At 48.8% G+C, this 17,617-nt stretch carries 19 protein-coding genes and 1 riboswitch; of the genes, 6 read left to right on the top strand and 13 right to left on the bottom strand.

What is annotated here, in order from left to right:
* Positions 1 to 116: 116 nt before the first annotated feature.
* Entirely contained in the window at positions 117 to 848 is a 732-nt protein-coding gene (gene artJ / locus GFB57_RS12880) for an arginine ABC transporter substrate-binding protein ArtJ (RefSeq protein WP_003027308.1), read from the top strand.
* A gap of 131 nt (positions 849 to 979) precedes the next feature.
* On the top strand, positions 980 to 1,879 hold the full coding sequence (gene yegS, locus GFB57_RS12875) for a lipid kinase YegS (RefSeq protein ID WP_003027310.1): 900 nt from the start codon (positions 980 to 982) through the stop codon (positions 1,877 to 1,879).
* A gap of 22 nt (positions 1,880 to 1,901) precedes the next feature.
* Here the strand turns inward: yegS and fbaB are convergent, their stop codons facing one another.
* On the bottom strand, positions 1,902 to 2,954 hold the full coding sequence (gene fbaB / locus GFB57_RS12870; RefSeq protein WP_003027312.1) for a class I fructose-bisphosphate aldolase: 1,053 nt from the start codon (positions 2,952 to 2,954) through the stop codon (positions 1,902 to 1,904).
* Between the two features lie 252 nt (positions 2,955 to 3,206).
* Here fbaB and GFB57_RS12865 point away from each other — a divergent pair, with 252 nt between their 5' ends.
* The 3 genes from GFB57_RS12865 to GFB57_RS12855 are packed head-to-tail and all read left to right on the top strand — an operon-like array spanning position 3,207 to position 6,447.
* Complete coding sequence (locus GFB57_RS12865) at positions 3,207 to 4,484, top strand: nucleoside permease (RefSeq protein WP_003027315.1); 1,278 nt, start codon at positions 3,207 to 3,209, stop codon at positions 4,482 to 4,484.
* Positions 4,481 to 5,485, top strand: a complete 1,005-nt coding sequence (locus GFB57_RS12860; RefSeq protein ID WP_003027318.1) for an ADP-ribosylglycohydrolase family protein — start codon at positions 4,481 to 4,483, stop codon at positions 5,483 to 5,485. The genes GFB57_RS12865 and GFB57_RS12860 overlap by 4 nt, the downstream gene beginning before the upstream one ends.
* Positions 5,482 to 6,447, top strand: a complete 966-nt coding sequence (locus GFB57_RS12855; RefSeq protein ID WP_003027323.1) for a PfkB family carbohydrate kinase — start codon at positions 5,482 to 5,484, stop codon at positions 6,445 to 6,447. Before GFB57_RS12860 ends, GFB57_RS12855 begins: the two co-directional genes overlap by 4 nt.
* Here the strand turns inward: GFB57_RS12855 and GFB57_RS12850 are convergent.
* The 3 genes from GFB57_RS12850 to thiM are packed head-to-tail and all read right to left on the bottom strand — an operon-like array spanning position 6,421 to position 8,795.
* Positions 6,421 to 7,167: a GntR family transcriptional regulator gene (locus tag GFB57_RS12850; protein WP_003027325.1), complete on the bottom strand. Its 747-nt coding sequence runs from the start codon at positions 7,165 to 7,167 to the stop codon at positions 6,421 to 6,423. The two genes, GFB57_RS12855 and GFB57_RS12850, sit on opposite strands and share 27 nt — an antisense overlap.
* A 42-nt stretch (positions 7,168 to 7,209) precedes the next feature.
* Positions 7,210 to 8,010, bottom strand: a complete 801-nt coding sequence (gene thiD / locus GFB57_RS12845) for a bifunctional hydroxymethylpyrimidine kinase/phosphomethylpyrimidine kinase (protein WP_003027328.1) — start codon at positions 8,008 to 8,010, stop codon at positions 7,210 to 7,212.
* A 2-nt stretch (positions 8,011 to 8,012) separates the two neighbouring features.
* A complete protein-coding gene (gene thiM, locus GFB57_RS12840) occupies positions 8,013 to 8,795 on the bottom strand; it encodes a hydroxyethylthiazole kinase (RefSeq protein ID WP_003027330.1) in 783 nt (260 codons plus the stop codon).
* Positions 8,796 to 8,826: 31 nt separating this feature from the next.
* Positions 8,827 to 8,923: riboswitch (TPP riboswitch) on the bottom strand.
* Positions 8,924 to 9,291: 368 nt separating this feature from the next.
* Between thiM and GFB57_RS12835 the strand changes: the two genes are divergently transcribed.
* On the top strand, positions 9,292 to 9,963 hold the full coding sequence (locus GFB57_RS12835) for an EAL domain-containing protein (protein ID WP_048240704.1): 672 nt from the start codon (positions 9,292 to 9,294) through the stop codon (positions 9,961 to 9,963).
* Positions 9,964 to 10,002: 39 nt separating this feature from the next.
* On the opposite strand, the gene GFB57_RS12830 is transcribed toward GFB57_RS12835, so the two are convergent.
* The 9 genes from GFB57_RS12830 to GFB57_RS12790 form a co-directional block, all read right to left on the bottom strand.
* Positions 10,003 to 11,856, bottom strand: a complete 1,854-nt coding sequence (locus GFB57_RS12830) for a hypothetical protein (protein WP_290366804.1) — start codon at positions 11,854 to 11,856, stop codon at positions 10,003 to 10,005.
* Positions 11,857 to 12,192: 336 nt separating this feature from the next.
* Positions 12,193 to 13,230: a major capsid protein E gene (locus GFB57_RS12825; protein ID WP_071667356.1), complete on the bottom strand. Its 1,038-nt coding sequence runs from the start codon at positions 13,228 to 13,230 to the stop codon at positions 12,193 to 12,195.
* Positions 13,231 to 13,248: 18 nt separating this feature from the next.
* Positions 13,249 to 13,626, bottom strand: a complete 378-nt coding sequence (locus GFB57_RS12820) for a hypothetical protein (RefSeq protein WP_071667357.1) — start codon at positions 13,624 to 13,626, stop codon at positions 13,249 to 13,251.
* A 3-nt stretch (positions 13,627 to 13,629) separates the two neighbouring features.
* Positions 13,630 to 13,854 (bottom strand): hypothetical protein, encoded by a 225-nt coding sequence (locus GFB57_RS12815; protein ID WP_071667358.1) that lies wholly within the window; start codon positions 13,852 to 13,854, stop codon positions 13,630 to 13,632.
* A gap of 1,011 nt (positions 13,855 to 14,865) precedes the next feature.
* Positions 14,866 to 15,255: a hypothetical protein gene (locus tag GFB57_RS12810; protein ID WP_290366803.1), complete on the bottom strand. Its 390-nt coding sequence runs from the start codon at positions 15,253 to 15,255 to the stop codon at positions 14,866 to 14,868.
* Between the two features lie 120 nt (positions 15,256 to 15,375).
* Positions 15,376 to 15,657 (bottom strand): hypothetical protein, encoded by a 282-nt coding sequence (locus GFB57_RS12805; RefSeq protein ID WP_071667360.1) that lies wholly within the window; start codon positions 15,655 to 15,657, stop codon positions 15,376 to 15,378.
* Between the two features lie 8 nt (positions 15,658 to 15,665).
* Complete coding sequence (locus GFB57_RS12800) at positions 15,666 to 15,950, bottom strand: hypothetical protein (RefSeq protein WP_071667361.1); 285 nt, start codon at positions 15,948 to 15,950, stop codon at positions 15,666 to 15,668.
* Positions 15,951 to 15,960: 10 nt separating this feature from the next.
* Positions 15,961 to 17,409 carry a DEAD/DEAH box helicase gene (locus tag GFB57_RS12795; protein WP_174329119.1) on the bottom strand — a complete coding sequence of 483 codons (1,449 nt, stop codon included), beginning with the start codon at positions 17,407 to 17,409 and terminating at the stop codon, positions 15,961 to 15,963.
* The gene (locus GFB57_RS12790) at positions 17,375 to 17,539 is read right to left on the bottom strand and encodes a hypothetical protein (RefSeq protein WP_155167263.1); all 165 of its coding nucleotides are present in this window, start codon (positions 17,537 to 17,539) and stop codon (positions 17,375 to 17,377) included. Before GFB57_RS12790 ends, GFB57_RS12795 begins: the two co-directional genes overlap by 35 nt.
* Positions 17,540 to 17,617: the final 78 nt, after the last annotated feature.

Raw genomic sequence — 17,617 nt, 5'->3', positions numbered from 1 at the left:
TATGCCATTAAAAATATTTAATCATTTTTATTGCATATAAATTCATTAAATGGCATTGTTAGTCCACGCCGCAGACACGGTAAATAATCATAAGATTGACAGACGGGAGTTCCACCATGAAAAAGTTAGTACTGGCCGCATTACTTGCTACTTTCGCCGCTGGCGCCTCAGCTGCTGATAAAATTAGTTTCGGTGTATCAGCCACGTATCCGCCATTTGAATCACTGGACGCCAGCAATAAGATTGTCGGTTTTGACATCGACCTGGCAACGGCGCTGTGCAAACAAATGCAGGCAGAATGTACTTTCACCAATCACGCTTTCGATAGCCTGATCCCCGCGCTGAAATTCAAGAAATATGATGCGGTTATTTCCGGAATGGATATCACCCCTGAGCGTAGCAAGCAGGTAGCATTTACTCAGCCTTACTATGCCAACTCCGCGCTGGTGATTGCGAAAAAAGACACCTATAAAACCTTTGCCGACCTGAAAGGTAAGCGCATCGGTATGGAAAACGGCACCACCCATCAGAAATACCTGCAGGATAAACATCCTGAGGTGAAAACCGTGGCCTACGATAGCTATCAGAATGCGATTATCGACCTGAAAAATGGGCGTATTGATGGCGTATTTGGCGATACGGCTGTGGTTAACGAGTGGCTGAAAACCAACCCGCAGTTAGGCGTAGCCACTGACAAAGTAACCGACCCGCAATACTTCGGTACTGGCCTTGGCATCGCGGTTCGCCCGGATAACAAAGCCCTGCTGGAAAAACTGAACAGCGCGCTGGCGGCAATCAAAGCTGACGGCACGTACCAGAAAATCAGCGATCAGTGGTTCCCGCAGTAACGTCTGCCCAATCTGAAAAGCCGCGCTCTGCGGCTTTTTGTATCTCTTCGCCTGCGCTTTCAGTCAGTTCTTACGCCATAAATGCTTTCCTGGCATACACTTGTTAAAACGAAAAAAAGTGAGGCAAACGGATGATAGCGTTCCCTGCCAGTTTACTGATCCTCAATGGAAAAAGTGCTGATAATCTCCCCCTGCGTGATGCCATTGCGAAGCTTCGCGATGAAGGCGTGGAAATCCATGTTCGCGTGACCTGGGAAAAAGGCGATGCCCAACGCTACGTTGATGAAGCTCGTCAGCTAGGCGTTGAAACGGTGATTGCCGGCGGCGGCGACGGCACCATCAACGAAGTTTCGACGGCGCTGATCCAGTCGCAGGGCGACAATATTCCGGCGCTGGGTATTTTACCGTTGGGAACGGCAAATGATTTTGCCACCAGCGTGGGGATACCCGACGACCTTGATAAGGCGTTAAAGCTGGCTATCGCCGCAAATGCGACAGCGATCGATATGGTGCAGGTCAATGATAAAACCTGTTTTATCAACATGGCGACCGGCGGCTTCGGCACACGTATCACTACCGAAACGCCGGAAAAACTCAAAGCTGCGTTGGGTGGCGTATCATACTTTATCCACGGATTAATGCGCATGGATACGCTCAAACCCGACGTCTGCGATATTCGTGGGGAAGATTTTCACTGGCAGGGTAAGGCGCTGGTGATTGGTATCGGTAATGGTCGTCAGGCTGGAGGCGGGCAACAGCTTTGCCCAACGGCGCTGATCAACGATGGTCTGTTGCAACTGCGCATTTTTACCGGCGAAGAACTGTTGCCAGGGCTGCTTTCGGCGTTAACGCAATCCGAAGACAACCCTAACATCATCGAGGGCGCATCATCGTGGTTTGATATCCGCGCCCCACACGAAATTACCTTTAATCTTGACGGCGAACCGCTCAGCGGACAGGAGTTTCATATTGAAATCCTGCCTGAGGCGTTACGTTGCAGACTGCCGCCGGGTTGTCCACTGTTGCGCTAACACAACGACACCCCGGCTGTAATCAGGCGATGGTAACTTTGCTGTCCAGATAAACATCCTGCACGGCGTTAATCAGCTTAACGCCGTCGGCCATGGTTTTCTTGAATGCTTTGCGTCCAAGAATCAGCCCCATGCCGCCTGCCCGTTTGTTAATCACCGCCGTACGTACCGCATCACTGAGATCGGTTTCGCCGCCAGCCGCGCCGCCGGAGTTAATTAACCCGGCGCGCCCCATATAACAGTTCGCCAGTTGATAACGTACCAGGTCAATTGGATTTTCGCTGGTCAACTTGGTGTAGACGCGATCGTCGGTGTAGCCAAAATTAACCGCTTTATACCCACCGTTATTTTCCGCCATTTTCTGCTTAACGATATCCGCCCCGATAGTGGCCGCCAGATGGTTAGCCTGCCCGGTTAAATCGGCGGAAACATGGTAATCCACACCATCTTTTTTAAACGCGGAGTTACGCAAGTACGCCCACAACACGGTAACCATACCCAGCTCATGGGCGCGCTCAAACGCTGCAGAAATCTCTTCAATCTGGCGGCGAGATTCCTCAGAACCGAAATAGATTGTTGCCCCTACCGCAACCGCGCCCATATTGAACGCCTGCTCTACGCTGGCATACAGCGTCTGGTCAAAGGTATTCGGATAGCTGAGCGTTTCGTTGTGGTTAATTTTAACGAGGAACGGAATGCGGTGCGCGTAGCGGCGGGAGACAGAAGCCAGCACGCCATAGGTCGATGCCACGCAGTTGCACCCTGCTTCGATAGCCAGCTCCACAATATTCTTCGGATCAAAGTACAGCGGGTTAGCCGCAAACGATGCGCCAGCGGAGTGCTCTACCCCCTGGTCCACCGGTAGAATCGACAGATACCCTGTCCCGGCCAGTCGCCCCGTGTTATACAGCGTCTGCATGTTACGCAGCACGGCAGGCGGCCGATTGTTATCCACCATCACACGGTCGACGTAATCATGTCCAGGCAGGTAAAGTTGATCAGAAGGAATGGTCATACAACGATGCTGTAAAAGGTTGTCGGCGTCTTTGCCAAGCAACTGCGCAATATCAGTCATAGCTATGCTCCCGTAATTTCCGATTTGAAACCGGAATGTGGATTGTCCTGACCCGCTTTGTTGCGGGCAGCATTAAGCCTGGTACCGACTGCGTTTTTTTTCCATCTTTAGCGCACTTTTCAGCAACTTCTGCTGGCTCGATTCAGGAAGAAATAATGTTAAGGCGGTCAAATTTAGACCACAAAGGTATTTTAAAGGTATTATCAGATGGTACTATCAATGCGTACCTTACCTGTCATGAAGGATTTAAAGATGAAAACTACAGTTAAGCTGTCGTTCATGATGTTTGTAGAGTGGTTTATCTGGGGCGCCTGGTTTGTACCGCTGTGGCTGTGGCTGAGTAAAAGCGGCTTTAGCGCCGGGGAGATCGGCTGGTCCTACGCTTGTACCGCGATCGCCGCGATCCTGTCGCCCATTCTGGTCGGTTCAATCACTGACCGCTTTTTCTCCGCGCAAAAAGTGCTGGCGGTGTTGATGTTCGTCGGCGCTATTCTGATGTACTTCGCCGCCCAGCAAACCACCTTCAGCGGATTCTTCCCGCTGTTACTGGCCTATTCGTTGACCTATATGCCGACGATTGCGCTGACTAACAGTATTGCTTTTGCCAACGTACCGGACGTTGAGCGTGATTTCCCGCGCATCCGAGTGATGGGAACCATCGGCTGGATTGCCTCTGGTTTGGCCTGCGGTTTCTTACCGCAAATGCTTGGCTATAGCGACATTTCACCCACCAATATTCCCCTGCTGATCACTGCCGGAAGCTCTGCACTGTTGGGCGTCTTTGCGTTCTTCTTACCGGATACGCCACCAAAAAGTACCGGTAAAATGGATTTCAAAGTCATGCTGGGTCTGGATGCGCTGATCCTGCTGCGCGATAAAAATTTCCTCGTCTTTTTCTTTTGTTCTTTCCTGTTTGCGATGCCACTGGCGTTCTATTACATCTTCGCCAACGGCTACCTGACAGAAGTCGGAATGAAAAACGCCACCGGTTGGATGACGCTGGGCCAGTTCTCTGAAATCTTCTTTATGCTGGCGCTACCATTTTTCACCAAACGCTTTGGCATTAAAAAGGTATTGTTACTTGGTCTTATTACTGCGGCGATCCGCTACGGATTTTTCGTTTACGGCGGTGCGGAAGAATATTTCACTTACGCCCTGCTGTTTCTCGGCATTCTGCTGCACGGCGTCAGTTACGACTTCTATTACGTCACGGCCTACATCTATGTCGATAAAAAAGCGCCGGTTCACATGCGCACCGCAGCGCAAGGGCTTATCACCCTCTGCTGTCAGGGATTCGGCAGCCTGCTCGGTTACCGTCTGGGCGGCGTGATGATGGAAAAAATGTTTGCTTACCAGGAACCGGTTAATGGTCTCACCTTTAACTGGGCTGGCATGTGGGGATTTGGCGCGGTCATGATTGCCGTCATTGCCGTGATGTTTATGATTTTCTTTCGCGAATCTGACAAAGAAATCACCGCCATTAAGGTGGACGATCGCGATGTAGCGTTGAAACAAGGGGAAGTAAAATGAAAGCAGAACGTATTCTCGGTGCTCTTTATGGGCAGGCGTTAGGGGATGCGATGGGCATGCCGTCGGAACTGTGGCCAAGAACCCGGGTTAAAGCCCATTTCGGATGGATCGACCGTTTTTTACCCGGCCCTGCGGAAAATAATGCCGCCTGCTATTTTAACCAGGCGGAGTTCACTGATGACACGTCCATGGCGCTGTGTCTGGCAGATGCCCTGCTTGAATGCGACGGCGAAATTGTACCAGACGTAATTGGTCGCAATATTCTGGCCTGGGCCGAGCAATTTGATGCCTTTAATAAAAACGTGCTCGGCCCGACCTCAAAAATTGCGCTCAAAGCCATTCGCGACGGCAAACCTGTCGCCGAACTGGAGAATAATGGCGTGACCAACGGTGCGGCAATGCGCGTTTCGCCACTGGGATGCCTGCTACCCGCCCGCAATCTTGATGCCTTTATCGATGACGTGGCACTGGCCTCCAGCCCGACGCATAAATCGGATCTGGCTATCGCGGGTGCTGTTGTCGTCGCGTGGGCGGTATCGCGCGCCATCGACGGAGGAACATGGTCAGAGATTGTTGATGCGCTGCCTGCCATTGCCCTGCATGCGCAGCAAAAGCGGATCACTACCTTTAGCGCCTCTCTCTCTGCACGCCTTGAGATGGCGCTGAAAATCGTCCGTAATGCCGACGGCATTGAGTCTGCCAGCGAACAGCTGTATCAGGTGGTGGGAGCCGGAACCAGTACGATTGAGTCCGTGCCTTGCGCCATCGCGATGGTCGAACTGGCGCAGACTGATCCCAATCGCTGCGCCATTCTGTGCGCGAACCTCGGCGGCGATACCGATACCATCGGAGCGATGGCTACCGCCATTTGTGGCGCGCTGAACGGCGTCGGCGCGATTGGCCCGGCATTGAAGCAGGAGTTGGATGCGGTTAATCAGTTGGACTTTACCCGCTACGCCAACGGGTTAATACGACTGCGTGAGCAGCGGGAGGCGCTATGAGCACCACGCGTCTGCAACAACTTCTCTCGCAGTTACGTACACAGCGGCCAGTAACGGTGGTGGGTGCAGCGGTGATTGATGTCATTGCCGATGCGTATGCCCTTCCCTGGCGAGGCTGTGACATCGAACTCAAACAGCAAGGCGTGAACGTTGGCGGCTGCGCGCTCAATATTGCCGTAGCGCTCAAGCGTTTAGGTATCGACGCCCGTAATGCGTTACCGCTGGGTCAGGGGGTGTGGGCCGACATTATCCGCAATCGGATGGCAAAAGAGGGGCTGCACAGCCTGATCGACAACGCTGAAGGCGATAACGGCTGGTGCCTGGCGCTGGTGGAACCGGATGGCGAACGTACCTTTATGTCCTTTAGCGGCGTTGAGAATCAGTGGAATGCCGCCTGGCTGGCACAGCTGGATATCCCGCGTCATAGCCTGGTGTATCTCTCGGGTTATCAGCTAGCGTCCCCGTGCGGTGAATTGCTGGTGCAGTGGCTGGAAGGACTGGAAGAGGTGACACCGTTTATCGATTTTGGCCCGCGCATCGGCGACATTCCTGAGCCCTTACTGGTACGAATTATGGCCCGCCGTCCGCTGGTGTCACTTAATCGTCAGGAGGCGGAAATTGCTGCCGAGCGATTTGCATTGAGTCTGGATGTGGAAGGTTTTGGCGCAGAATGGGTGCAGCGTTTCGCCGCACCGGTGGTCGTTCGTCACGATAAAGACGGCGCATGGTATTTCAGCGCACAGACATCCGGCTGCGTACCGGCATTTGCAACGGCGGTCATTGATACTATCGGCGCAGGAGACAGCCACGCCGGCGGCATGCTGGCCGGACTAGCGTCTGGCTGGACGCTGGCCGACTCAGTGCTGTTAGGTAACGCGGTGGCGTCATGGGTAGTTGGGCATCGTGGCGGCGATTGCGCCCCATCACGCGAGGCGCTACTCCTCGCACACAAAAACGTATAGATCGCTACGACAGTAACTGATGCTGTATTCAATAGGCCGTTGCTGCTGATCAAGCGCTACCTGCTTGATCACCAGTACCGGCACTTTACTATCCATTTGAATGTGCGCCTGGAACTCTGCATCCGGCATTCTGGCGCTAACGCGTGAGCGCGTACGCTGTGGGAAAATATGCTGGCTACGAAAATAGTCATACAGAGAAACACCAATGGCATCCACGTCATGAATTAGATGTGCGGGTACCCAAGACTCTTCAATAGATACTGCGTCTTCGTCAACGTAACGAATGCGTTTGAGCAGAAAGACATCACTTCCTGTGACAACAGCTAACTGCTGTGCCACCTCTTCCGGGCAAGGTACAATTCTTTTGTTAACCCACAACGTATCCGGTTTTTTACCGCGCAACACCACCTGCTGAGAAAAACCGCGCGCTTCTTTGAGCGAATACTCGAAGATATTGTTGATTTGCGTTCCGTAACCGCGGGCACGTGTTACTACACCTTCTTCTTCCAGGGCCTGCATCGCCTTGCGTACCGTAATCCGAGAAACGCCGGTCAACTGGCTGAGGTCGCGCTCGCCGGGCAGGATATTGCCGTGTTCCAGGATCCCACTGCGCACAGCATTCTTCACCGTCTGCGCAAATTTCATATACAGCGGCGTGTTATCCGCCGCTGAAATACGTTCATTCAGTTGTGCGATAAGCTGGGTATGCGCTTGTTCCATTTATCTTTTCCCTGGCCGCCGTTTCTGCAGCCAGTATACCCATTACCACCACGCGTGAAAATGATGCACCGGACCAATTCCCTCGCCAACTTCCAGCGTGTCTGCCTGTGCCAGCGCCGCTGAAAGCCACAGTTTGGCTTCCTGTACGGTATCGGCCCAGTTGTTATGGCGCGGACGCAGGGCTGCCAACGCCGCCGATAGCGTACAACCGGTGCCATGGGTATTTTTGGTCATCACCCTCGGCGCGGTAAAACGCTGCTCGCCTTCGCGAGTAAAGAGCCAGTCGGGGCTTTGCGCGTCATCCAGATGACCGCCCTTCATCAACACCGCCTCGCAACCCAGCGCCCGTAGCGCTCTTCCCTGCTCTAACATCTCCTGCTCAGTCTGCGCATGCGATGCCCCGAGCAGTGCAGCTGCTTCGGGTAAATTAGGGGTGATAATCGAAACCTGTGGCAGCAAACGGGTACGCAGCGTTTCTACCGCCGAGGGTGACAGCAACGGATCGCCGCTTTTCGCCAACATCACCGTGTCCAGCACCACATTTTGTACCCGATGACGACGCAAACGTTCGGCGACCGCTTCAACAATATCCGTCTCCGCCAACATACCAATTTTTGTGGTGTCGATACGCACATCACTCAACACAGAGTCCAGCTGCGCAGCGACAAAGTCAGGTTCAATACGATACACCGACTGCACCCCGCGCGTATTTTGCGCCACCAACGCCGTAATAACGGAACAGCCGTATGCGCCCAGCGCCGAGAAGGTTTTTAAATCGGCCTGAATACCCGCGCCACCGCTTGGATCGGTTCCGGCGATCGTTAATGCGTTAATCCGTTTCATGCTTACTCCTGGGCGTTCAGGTTATAAAGGGCGTCGAGAAATGCCGGGACAAAGCTGCCCGGTCCGTTTGATTGCTCGGTGGCGATTTGCCCGGCCTGTTTCATCCAGCTACAGGCGGAGGCGACGTTATCAAGTCGGTCACCACGCAAGGCACAACTGGCTGCAACAACCGCTGATAGCGCGCATCCGGTGCCCACCACGCGAGTCATTAACGAGTCGCCGCCGTCCACGCAAACGGTACGCTGATCATCGGTGACGTAATCCACTTCGCCGGTAACCACGACAATGGTCCCAATCTGACGAGCCAGCGCCTGCGCTGCCGGAAGCGCAGCGACAGCTGTATCGGTTGTATCCACGCCACGTCCCCCACCGTTCATGCCGGCCAGAGCAAGTATTTCCGAAGCGTTGCCACGAATAGCAACAGGCTGTAGCGACAGTAAATCCAGACAAAAGCGGCGGCGAAACTCAAGCGCGCCTACGGCAACGGGATCGAGCGTCCACGGGGTTTTAGCATGATAAGCCCGCTCAACGGCGGCGCGCATCGCTGTGGCCCGCTCCTGAGTTAAGGTGCCGACATTAACCAGCAATGCACTGGCAATAGCGGCGAATTGGCTGGCTTCTTCAGGTTCGATCACCATCGCCGGCGATGCGCCCAGCGCCAGTAATGTATTGGCAGTAAAGCTTTGCACGACCTCATTGGTCATACAGTGTGTGAGCGGGGATAGGGTTCTAAATTGGTGCAAAGTATGAGCCGCGAGCGCGCGGCTGTGCAGGTCAGGCTGCATGGTTCAGCTCCTGCCCGCGCGAAGAAGGGACACGGGCAGTGTCAGACTTCCCTACGCTGGCATTATCCAGATCAGGTGGTACGGGTATTTCTCAGCCTTCACCAGGAAGGGCACCCCGAGTCATGTAGATTGAATCTCTATACTTTTTGCCAGCTTAGGGGAAGTTGCTTGCTGTTGCAAGCCCGCCCTTCCGGTCATCGCATCTACACCTTGAAAATAAGCATAACCCCTAATTTGACCCCCATTTTGACCCCCACCCCAGACAGCAAAAAATGGCATAAGCCACTTCTTATCCCTTCCCACTCAACAAGACATAAACCATCAGAAAAGCACTCCGTCACAGCCGTTAGGAATAGTCTGTTTTTGTTTTTAGACATACAAATCATATAGATACATTAATCGTTTTTATCGATCGTGTATTGTTTATTGATCGCTAATATTGATCAATTCTTATAAATGGAGCATTATCAGCCTGTTACACTCACGGTGAAGCCTCATGCAGACTAAATTTATCGCAGAACCAATAATGAGCATTGACGAGAGATTAATGGGGGTTGAGCTTCTCACTCGTTTCATTTCCAGTGAAGGGCGCTCACAGCATCCGGGGTATGTGATTTCATCCTGGGATTTGGATAGGAAGCGGCTCTTTCTTTACGAGCAATGCGGTTTCATTGCCAGCAAACAAAAGTGGTTCGAAAGGAATAATCTGTTTTGCACACTAAACATTGATCAACAAATGGCTTTTCTCGTTCGGCACGATCACACATTGATAAAAACGTTTGAATCTATGCCTTTCGTCAAACTTGAGCTTTCTGAGCATTTCCCTGGTTTAGATAAAGGATTGAAAAGCCCCTTGTTAAAGGCACTGAGCCAGGGTGTAAATGGGCTATGGCTCGATGACCTTGGCGCAGGAAACGCGAATGTAGTTAGTTTGATGGAAGGATACTTTGAGGTTGTAAAAGTAGATCGCTGCTTCTTTAATCAGCAGGTGCAGAAACCAACCTTCTACCCGCTGATTGCTTCCATTCAAAAACACTGCGGCAAAGTTATTATCGAAGGGATTGAGAATCGAGAACATTTGGGAATACTGCGTGAGGTGGGGATTTGGGGATTACAGGGGTATCTTATTAAATCTGTCCCTTTTAAAAATGTGGATTCATTGCTGTAGTGTTGAAACCATCAAAGGGGCTTACGCCCCTTTGATGTATCACCCACCTGTTGATGATTGACCGCTTAACGCTGACAACGTGAGCGATTGCATGAAGCTGGCTTGTGAGGCTCTCGCCTGGAAATCGACATAATCAGCAAGGCGCGAAGCGTCACTCTGAATTGTTAGCGGTACTTGTGGCGCTACTGTCAGATTAAACACTGGTGCAAGGTTGTACGCTGGCGCGTTACCGCTGGTTAGTGACATTGCAGAACCACGAAGAGAATCACCATTTAGGCTGTATTGATTTGCCGCTGTTCCAGCATTACCACCACCAACGCCTAACCAATCCATGATAGCTGGCCCCACTGAACGAGTATTGAAGCCCGTCTTATCCTGAATCCAATCCGCTGTAGCATTCGCAGAACCACCCACAGCACCATCGTAGAGGGCCTGGGCCGCTGGCTTATCGCTATTAGTGAACCACTGAGGGAAACGGGAGCGAAGCCCTTCATTCAGATCAGACACTACGCCGGAAATCTCACCAACAAAGCGCGTCACCTGTTTAGCCAGATCTCCTAATCCCTCTCCAAGCATTCCAGCCGATTCTGTGATCACTTTGGTGTTTTTAACGAGGTCGTCGCTATCCCCGAAGCCTTTCATAAAGCCAGTGAACAGACTGTTATCAACGCCATTCATCAGATTACCCATTGCCACAGACAGATCGCCGTAAGCGTAGGTTTGTTTGATTTGTTCGTCGTTCAACGTCTGACCGGAATCGACAAGTTTTTCCAGCATCTTGTTATACTCTGCACCGTTATTCAGGAATAGATCGGTGTAGTGCATCAGGTCATCACCTAATGATTCGATCAAATTACCAATCTGGGCCTGGCTAAAGCCTCTACGCTGCCCTTCATTCACAGTAGCTTGTAAGAAATCTAACGGATTATCCTGATACATAGCGATCTGCTCCTTCGACCAGCCAAACTTATTCATGATGGTTGTGATCCCGCCGTCGCCACCTGCCCATTTTCCATCTTTGAACTGTCCATTTGTAACAGTCATAGCAAGGCGCTCACGTACATCTTTCATGTTATCGACGGCCTTAGACGTGTTAGCGGAGTCTACGCCGTGTTGCTGCCCCCATGCTACCATCGTCTTGATTGCATTAGGATTAGTCTTAACAAGAGCCGATTGTCTCACCAGATCAAGATTCTCATTCCCTTTGTCAACAATTCGCTGCCCCACTCCGAGGGAGCCAGCCGTTAACGCAAGGCTTCCTAATACCCCACCACCGACGATAGGAGCACTCCCGCCCTTCTGAGCCTTTAGCTTAGTGGCTACTGCTGCATACTGGGTACGCTGTGCCTGTGTCACTTTCGCTTGCTGTGCGGCTTCTCTGCGTAACAGGGTTACACGCTCACGAATAGAGGCGTTCATACGGGCGCTGGTCAGATTGCCTTTGGCAAATTCCTCTGTTTGCTGACGTATGAAACGTAACGCTTCATACTGAGACTTAGGATCAAGTCCGTATTTACCTTTAATTCCTGAAACTTGTAGCCCTGAATGTCGAAATTTTAGCTCGGCTGTTTCCTGTCGTTTCTGTAGCTGCGCCTGATCCTTTAAGCGTGCTTTTTCATCTCTCGCTTTCTGCTTCTCTGCTGTACGCTGCACTTTCATTTCAGCCGTATTCTTAGGAGAGCTATTAAACTTCGCATCATCGGCTTGTTTACGGGCTTTCTGTCTGTTTTTCTTTTGAGCCTGAAAACGAATTTTAGGATCTGCAATTTTCTCAAAGTATTTTTTCAGGTCATCGCCAGCTTTACGGGCTTGCGCAATACTTTGTTTATCGACCACAAAAGAAACGGTTGTCTTAATAGAAGCAACGTTGATCGATAGTCCACCATCAGACATTATTCACCACCTTTCTTTTCGTTAACAAGATAATTAAGTGCATCCGACACACTCATTCCTCTGAAAATAAGTTGTCTTAAATGTGAATGACTCACATCAAGCGCTCTCGATACGGCTGCTAAATTGAGTATTTGCTCTGCGCTTGTATCATTAAGTTGTAAATGTAAGCCTCGACTCTTAAGGATAATTTCCAATTTTATCTTTCCTCTTATTCTGGAAATAAAAAAGGGCGGGAACACTGGGGAGATTTGTGCTCTCATAGTTCCCAACGTTCACACGCCCTGTTTAAAAGCTCTTCTTTATTTCCAGACGGGAAGAACTACCGTCTATCGCTCGTTATTCCGAGACAGTACCGAAAATGATCGCTTGTGGGATCGCCACGATTGGGAGATAGCTGCACTCTGTAGCCACTTCTGGGAAGCCCCAACGCTGATCTACAATCACATACTGGTGATACAGATCCGCGCCTTTGCCTTGTGTCGCATGGCGAACACCAACACCAGAGTGAAGAACGTAAGCGTTAGATTCAGGAGCCATTAATGGGATACTCACGAACGAATCAACACCAATACGATCCGTGATAAGGCTATAACCTGTCACATCGATCACGGTTACGCCGTTCAGCGTCCAGGTTTCGAAAGCAGGGTTAGCGCCTTTAGTGCGGGTGTAGAAGTTATCACCGGACTCCAGAGGCAGTGTATACACCATGAAGTCTTTCACGGACGGGTGATAGTGTAGCGCTACGGCTGCTTTGCCGGATGCCAGGATCACCGCCCCTTGTTTAGCCTGTGCCAGCCCTGATCCAAGTTTCACATTCTGAATGCGTCCGATCTCACTTAGTTGCTGGAATACGTTAGCGTCTGCGCTAATGTCCATCGTGTATGTGGTTTTAGCTTCGCCAGCAAGGAAATCTAAATTGCCCTGTCCGGCGTATTGTGACTCCACACGAAGCCCTAACAGCGCCTCTACAAGGTCAACCTCTACCGTGTTACTCACCTGTGCATACTGTGCGTCGCTGAAATCAGAAATAGCGAGGGTAATTTGATCCGCAGTGTCTACCACGCCTCTTGCTTTAAACTGCTCCAGATCACGGCTTGAAACACTATTCAGAGAATTTGTGTATTTAAGCTGGTAAAGAGAATTGGTAAATTCTGGACGTTCTGCACTATTCCAATCGCTTTGTGCATAAGGCATCTTTTCAGGTGCAACAAGATTTTTCACATCAGTGATTTTCTCAAGTGCAATAGAGTTAACGTCGTGATTCTCAATTTTAAATAACCCAAGATTAGTTACAATCTGGTTTAGTTGAGTAGAGAATGTAAACGGGCTGGCAAAGTCATACATGTTGCCAGAAAATAAATCTGAATAAGCCATTCTTATTATTATCCTTGATTAGGTTGTGCGTAGGGCTACGGTAGAGTAGTCAGTGAAAGTAAAGCCAAGAGTTACTAATTGCGCTTGAGCCAGAGATTTATCCAGGCTTCCAAATTCAACGCCAACCAAGGCTAAAATAGTATGCTCTGGAGAAGCTACAATAAACGCTTTATCGCCAGCGGTTGCAGGTTCTACGACAACATACGCAATGTCACCAGGGGTGGCAGCTTTCGCGCCTGTATCGTTCACGAGGTCGCCAACAATGAGATCGGCAGGAATACCGGATTCCACACGGATTAGCTTATCCTGCATAATTGCATCAGAAGCATGGGCGATAATTTTATAACGGGCGTGGCTGTTATTCCCGTTCAGAGTTTGAAATGTTCCAAATTGCATTGGTTATTTTCCTTTTGCTATTAGTTTTAATCGTGCCTCAAGCCCTGATGGTGGGTGAGGGGTATTTGATTTTGTGATCGTGGCTGTAGGCCAGAATTTCTCTGTAGCCTCTCGAATAGTCTCAACGTCCACATTGAGAAAATCAGCCGCTTGCTTAATCATCTTTTCAGAGAGAATAAGGGAAGCGCCTTTGTGAGTGATCACACGGTCATAATTCATCAGAAACATGAAGAAGTTTCCTTATTGTAACTTTTTTGTTTTCATCATTTAAAAAACAAGGCAACCGAAGTCGCCAAGAGAGAATGCCCCTTGCTAAAGAAAGCATTGTTTAACGTCATAGAGGAGGCCATGAAGTTAAAGAATGTCTTCTTGAATAAATGAAGGGCGCAATGTGAATACAGATGTAACACAAAGTAGGATCGCCCGTCATTGCTCCTCATTTAAAAGCGCACACCTATAACAATAGGTGACACCCTGGAATAAATGAGGCTTTCATTATCTATTAGCTGACACTTTCGGGAGTGTAATTAATAGAAGATTTGCCAGCTTAACGTAATTCCTGAACCTCTCACAATTCAAGGTAGTTAAGTCTGACTACATTCACCCTAACGGAGTGAATGAGGGATAAAGAGCGAATGCTCTTTTTGAAAAGGTCGGAGATGCGCGGGTGATTGCATGTAATGCCAACACAACGAGACATTACATCCCGCGCATTCCTTCGGAACTAAACAAAAAAGAAGAAGAAAGAACCAACACTTTCAAAAAAAGCATTCAAAAGAGAGTGCCGCTATGGGAAACGGCATTCAGGAGGGGAAGTGATTCGAATACTATCCCTACTTCTTATTCTATAACATTTCTGTTAATTTGTCAATACCCAGATCGCCATTTTATTCACTTTAACTACATTTTTATTCAAATTCACTTACAGCAAATTTCTCGGCAATAGACATTGCCAGCTCCGCAAGTTCGGCGGTGATGTATTGCAGGGAGCAAGCAAGTTCTTCAAGGTCATTTGCTGCTCGCCACGCCTAATCAGCGGTAATGGTGCTACCGTCACGCTCCACCAAACGAGCTACAGAGGTTTGCAAGTGCTCAAGGGCTGTGATGGCTTGCTCTGTATGTCTGACAGCGTTAAGGAGGCTCTCAGGCGTTGCTGTAATGTATGTTTTATTCACTTCCTGTAGTAGCGGGAGATGGTAATTATCTTCGAAACTAAGAAGTAGAGATTGAATTGTGTCGTTAGTCATTATAATTTTCCTTGTCGTCATTAAATAAAAAATCCAAATCGGCAGTGTGACCACTCAGGCCGTTAGTTTGTGAATACCCGACATAATCGGAGTAATGTTCAAATCCGATAATTTGCCAGGGTTTAAGCTGGCTACTGTCAATTATGTATTCTTTTCTTTTTCGAGGTTTCCAGAATACGCTAGGCGTAGTGCTAATTATTTCTTGCAAGGCGTTGTATTCATCACCGCAAGGTACAGAGGGAGGGTGTTCTAAAATAGTTGTTTTTAGTGAGCCTGGTATAGATTCTCTTGAATAATCTTTTAGCTTATGGCTGTATTTACGTTTTGTTGCTCTTACTGCTTTTTCGATTCTGATAATGTTACTACGTTCTTTTCGTCCCATTCATTCCTCGTAGAGGGAAACTTCCGTATTTCCTCGTTATGCTCCATACTGCGTAAAATGCAAATAGCCAATAGATAGCGATGATCATAAAAGTTTCCCGATTGTTTTTAGTATTGCTTATCAGTGGAGTGTAGTGATAAAACCCACCGCATCATTAACGGTAATGTCGTAATACTTGCCGTGACGCTCCATAGTAATAACGGCTGCATCGTGCATTAATAACATCCAATACCGCGCCCCGCTTTCACTAATACCGGCACCATCAGCAATGTGTTTCACGGTGGCTTTTATTGCTCCGCTTTCACGTTTGAGAGATGCAAGGTGATAATAAAGACGCTGGCAGATGGTGTTACATTCTATTTGATGATGTGTAGCTTCGTTCAATAAGTATAGTTTGTTCATTGTTCCTCTTAATTTGGTTCGTCATTAATTTCTAATGTTTGTAAAGCAGCTTCGTATAACTCATCACGCCGCAATCCTTCAAAGATTCTGCTATCTTTCAAAGTAAGATTGTAATCACTACGTCTAAGCGGTTTCATAAATGGAATCATACGACCAATGCAAATGTATTGATCAAGTTGCGAGAATGAATCAATAGACCTTTCAGTAAAAAATCCGTATACGTTGCTTTCGAGCATTACAAAACAGACGTGTGGATGTTCACCATCCTTAAGTAAATAAATGTGTGTCTTCAATTACTTCTCCTTAGTTCCAGTTTCGTTTGATGGTGGCGATCCCTTTCTTCATGAGTGCCGCCGTTTGTTTTTGGGTCAATCCTTTGGATTTATGTTCCTGCACTTCTGTGCGTGTATTGTCGCCTTTAACCTTTTTTCTTACTTTCCCAAAGTTGAAGCATTCAATCTTTGCACCTGGGAAATAATGCTCTTTGATGTATTCAGCAGTAGCCAGATCCGGCACTACAAACACCAGAGGATGATCAGTATCAGCATTACGTACAGATGTACGGCTAATAAACTGGTAGCACCGTTCATAGTTCATCGCGGCGCGTTGCTTCTGTTCAAATTCTTCAACATCCCATCCGTTAAGCTCTGAATACTGCCGCCATTTACCCTGGAAATCACGATCAAGATTACTGCATCCCAGAAACACAGCATTGTGCATGTGCTGGTAATGGTTTAGTCCGTAGGAAGCCATTGAAACACGCTTGCCCCGTTCAGCACAGGTTAGAATCTCGTCTCCAATCGTCTTAAATTCGCAGATGGATTTATCTCTGTTAGTGGCAAAGATAAATTCACCTGGCACACGCTGGATAATTTCCTGTAGATGTTCATGAAATACTTTCTGTAAAGCTGTCAGGGTACATCTGTTTTCACATACGGCGACCAGAGAAATCGGCACACGCTTGTGCTTACGTCTTTCAAGTGGCGGCTGTAAATGTTCACCAGCTTCCTCTACTTCGTATTGCGCCAGATGTTCAGCAGCCCAGGTAAACAAACTTCGAGAAGAGCCAGCACCTAAGAGTGTAAATTGTTCAGCCCATTCTACAGATCTGATAATTGGTGAAGCAGTGAAAGCAAACAGATGTTTATTTTCTTCGTAGAGAAGTCCTGCACCCTGCATAATCGCCCAGAGTAGACGCTTTAACTCAGCACCATTCGCCTCTGTTTCGTGCCAGTATGCGTAGAAATGTTCACGCTTATCCTCTCGAAGGAATAACAATCCGTCCCGCTCTTCCAGCCAATCCAGGAATGGAAAATTTTGTTCCGTCCGTTTGGTATGCTGCACTTTGATGTAAGCGCCAAACATTGCATCAGGGATTTCATCAACAAAGATACTGAAATTACGGAGAAGGTTTTGAAGTTCCGTTTCAAGCGCTGCACGATAGCAGTAATGAATGAAACATTGATGTGTGCAGATAATAACCGAATGTTGAAAATCGTATTCCAGGGTGGAAATTAGGTGTCTTACCGCTTCTGTTTCAGTGTCTACGTGATAACTCTTCACCCTTCGGCTTTCAAGTTCTTCCTTCACTTGATTACATAAATCATGTGTTGGCATCACGAGAAGATAACGAGGGGGAATTGCTTCGGAATTTGTTAATAAACTTGATTTGATGTAGTACTGTAATGTGGTGGATTTTCCAGATCCGCAAATTGCATCAACGAATTTTACTACTTGCTTCTTTTCTTTCATTGGGTTCCTCTTGTTGTAGGATGTTATTTTTGACAATGGAGTTAACCAGGGCCGGAATACTTACGCCTTTAATTGTGGCGGCTTCGCGGAGTGCCTCGTAAACTTCTGGACTAAAACGAATGTTCATCATTGGTTAATTTCCTTTCGGTGTTGGTCATAACGGGCGAGAGCGTCAGCGAACATTTTCATTCGGTCTGTATACTCCCTC

The organism is Citrobacter sp. S39, assembly GCF_009495675.1.
Lineage (GTDB): Bacteria > Pseudomonadota > Gammaproteobacteria > Enterobacterales > Enterobacteriaceae > Citrobacter > Citrobacter freundii.
The sequence above is the reverse complement of the archived record's forward strand: the minus strand, read 5'-3'. Positions and strand labels throughout refer to the sequence as shown.

Bases quoted from the DNA above. Each gene is read 5' to 3' on its own strand.
- fbaB (WP_003027312.1), bottom strand. From the start codon at position 2,954: ATGACTGATATTGCGCAGTTGCTTGGCAAAGACGCCGACAACCTTTTA.
- artJ (WP_003027308.1), top strand. From the start codon at position 117: ATGAAAAAGTTAGTACTGGCCGCATTACTTGCTACTTTCGCCGCTGGC.
- yegS (WP_003027310.1), top strand. From the start codon at position 980: ATGATAGCGTTCCCTGCCAGTTTACTGATCCTCAATGGAAAAAGTGCT.
- GFB57_RS12850 (WP_003027325.1), bottom strand. From the start codon at position 7,167: ATGGAACAAGCGCATACCCAGCTTATCGCACAACTGAATGAACGTATT.
- GFB57_RS12795 (WP_174329119.1), bottom strand. From the start codon at position 17,409: ATGAAAGAAAAGAAGCAAGTAGTAAAATTCGTTGATGCAATTTGCGGA.
- GFB57_RS12825 (WP_071667356.1), bottom strand. From the start codon at position 13,230: ATGGCTTATTCAGATTTATTTTCTGGCAACATGTATGACTTTGCCAGC.
- GFB57_RS12860 (WP_003027318.1), top strand. From the start codon at position 4,481: ATGAAAGCAGAACGTATTCTCGGTGCTCTTTATGGGCAGGCGTTAGGG.
- GFB57_RS12855 (WP_003027323.1), top strand. From the start codon at position 5,482: ATGAGCACCACGCGTCTGCAACAACTTCTCTCGCAGTTACGTACACAG.
- thiM (WP_003027330.1), bottom strand. From the start codon at position 8,795: ATGCAGCCTGACCTGCACAGCCGCGCGCTCGCGGCTCATACTTTGCAC.
- thiD (WP_003027328.1), bottom strand. From the start codon at position 8,010: ATGAAACGGATTAACGCATTAACGATCGCCGGAACCGATCCAAGCGGT.
- GFB57_RS12865 (WP_003027315.1), top strand. From the start codon at position 3,207: ATGAAAACTACAGTTAAGCTGTCGTTCATGATGTTTGTAGAGTGGTTT.
- GFB57_RS12815 (WP_071667358.1), bottom strand. From the start codon at position 13,854: ATGTTTCTGATGAATTATGACCGTGTGATCACTCACAAAGGCGCTTCC.
- GFB57_RS12790 (WP_155167263.1), bottom strand. From the start codon at position 17,539: ATGATGAACATTCGTTTTAGTCCAGAAGTTTACGAGGCACTCCGCGAA.
- GFB57_RS12805 (WP_071667360.1), bottom strand. From the start codon at position 15,657: ATGAACAAACTATACTTATTGAACGAAGCTACACATCATCAAATAGAA.
- GFB57_RS12810 (WP_290366803.1), bottom strand. From the start codon at position 15,255: ATGGGACGAAAAGAACGTAGTAACATTATCAGAATCGAAAAAGCAGTA.
- GFB57_RS12830 (WP_290366804.1), bottom strand. From the start codon at position 11,856: ATGTCTGATGGTGGACTATCGATCAACGTTGCTTCTATTAAGACAACC.
- GFB57_RS12820 (WP_071667357.1), bottom strand. From the start codon at position 13,626: ATGCAATTTGGAACATTTCAAACTCTGAACGGGAATAACAGCCACGCC.
- GFB57_RS12835 (WP_048240704.1), top strand. From the start codon at position 9,292: ATGCAGACTAAATTTATCGCAGAACCAATAATGAGCATTGACGAGAGA.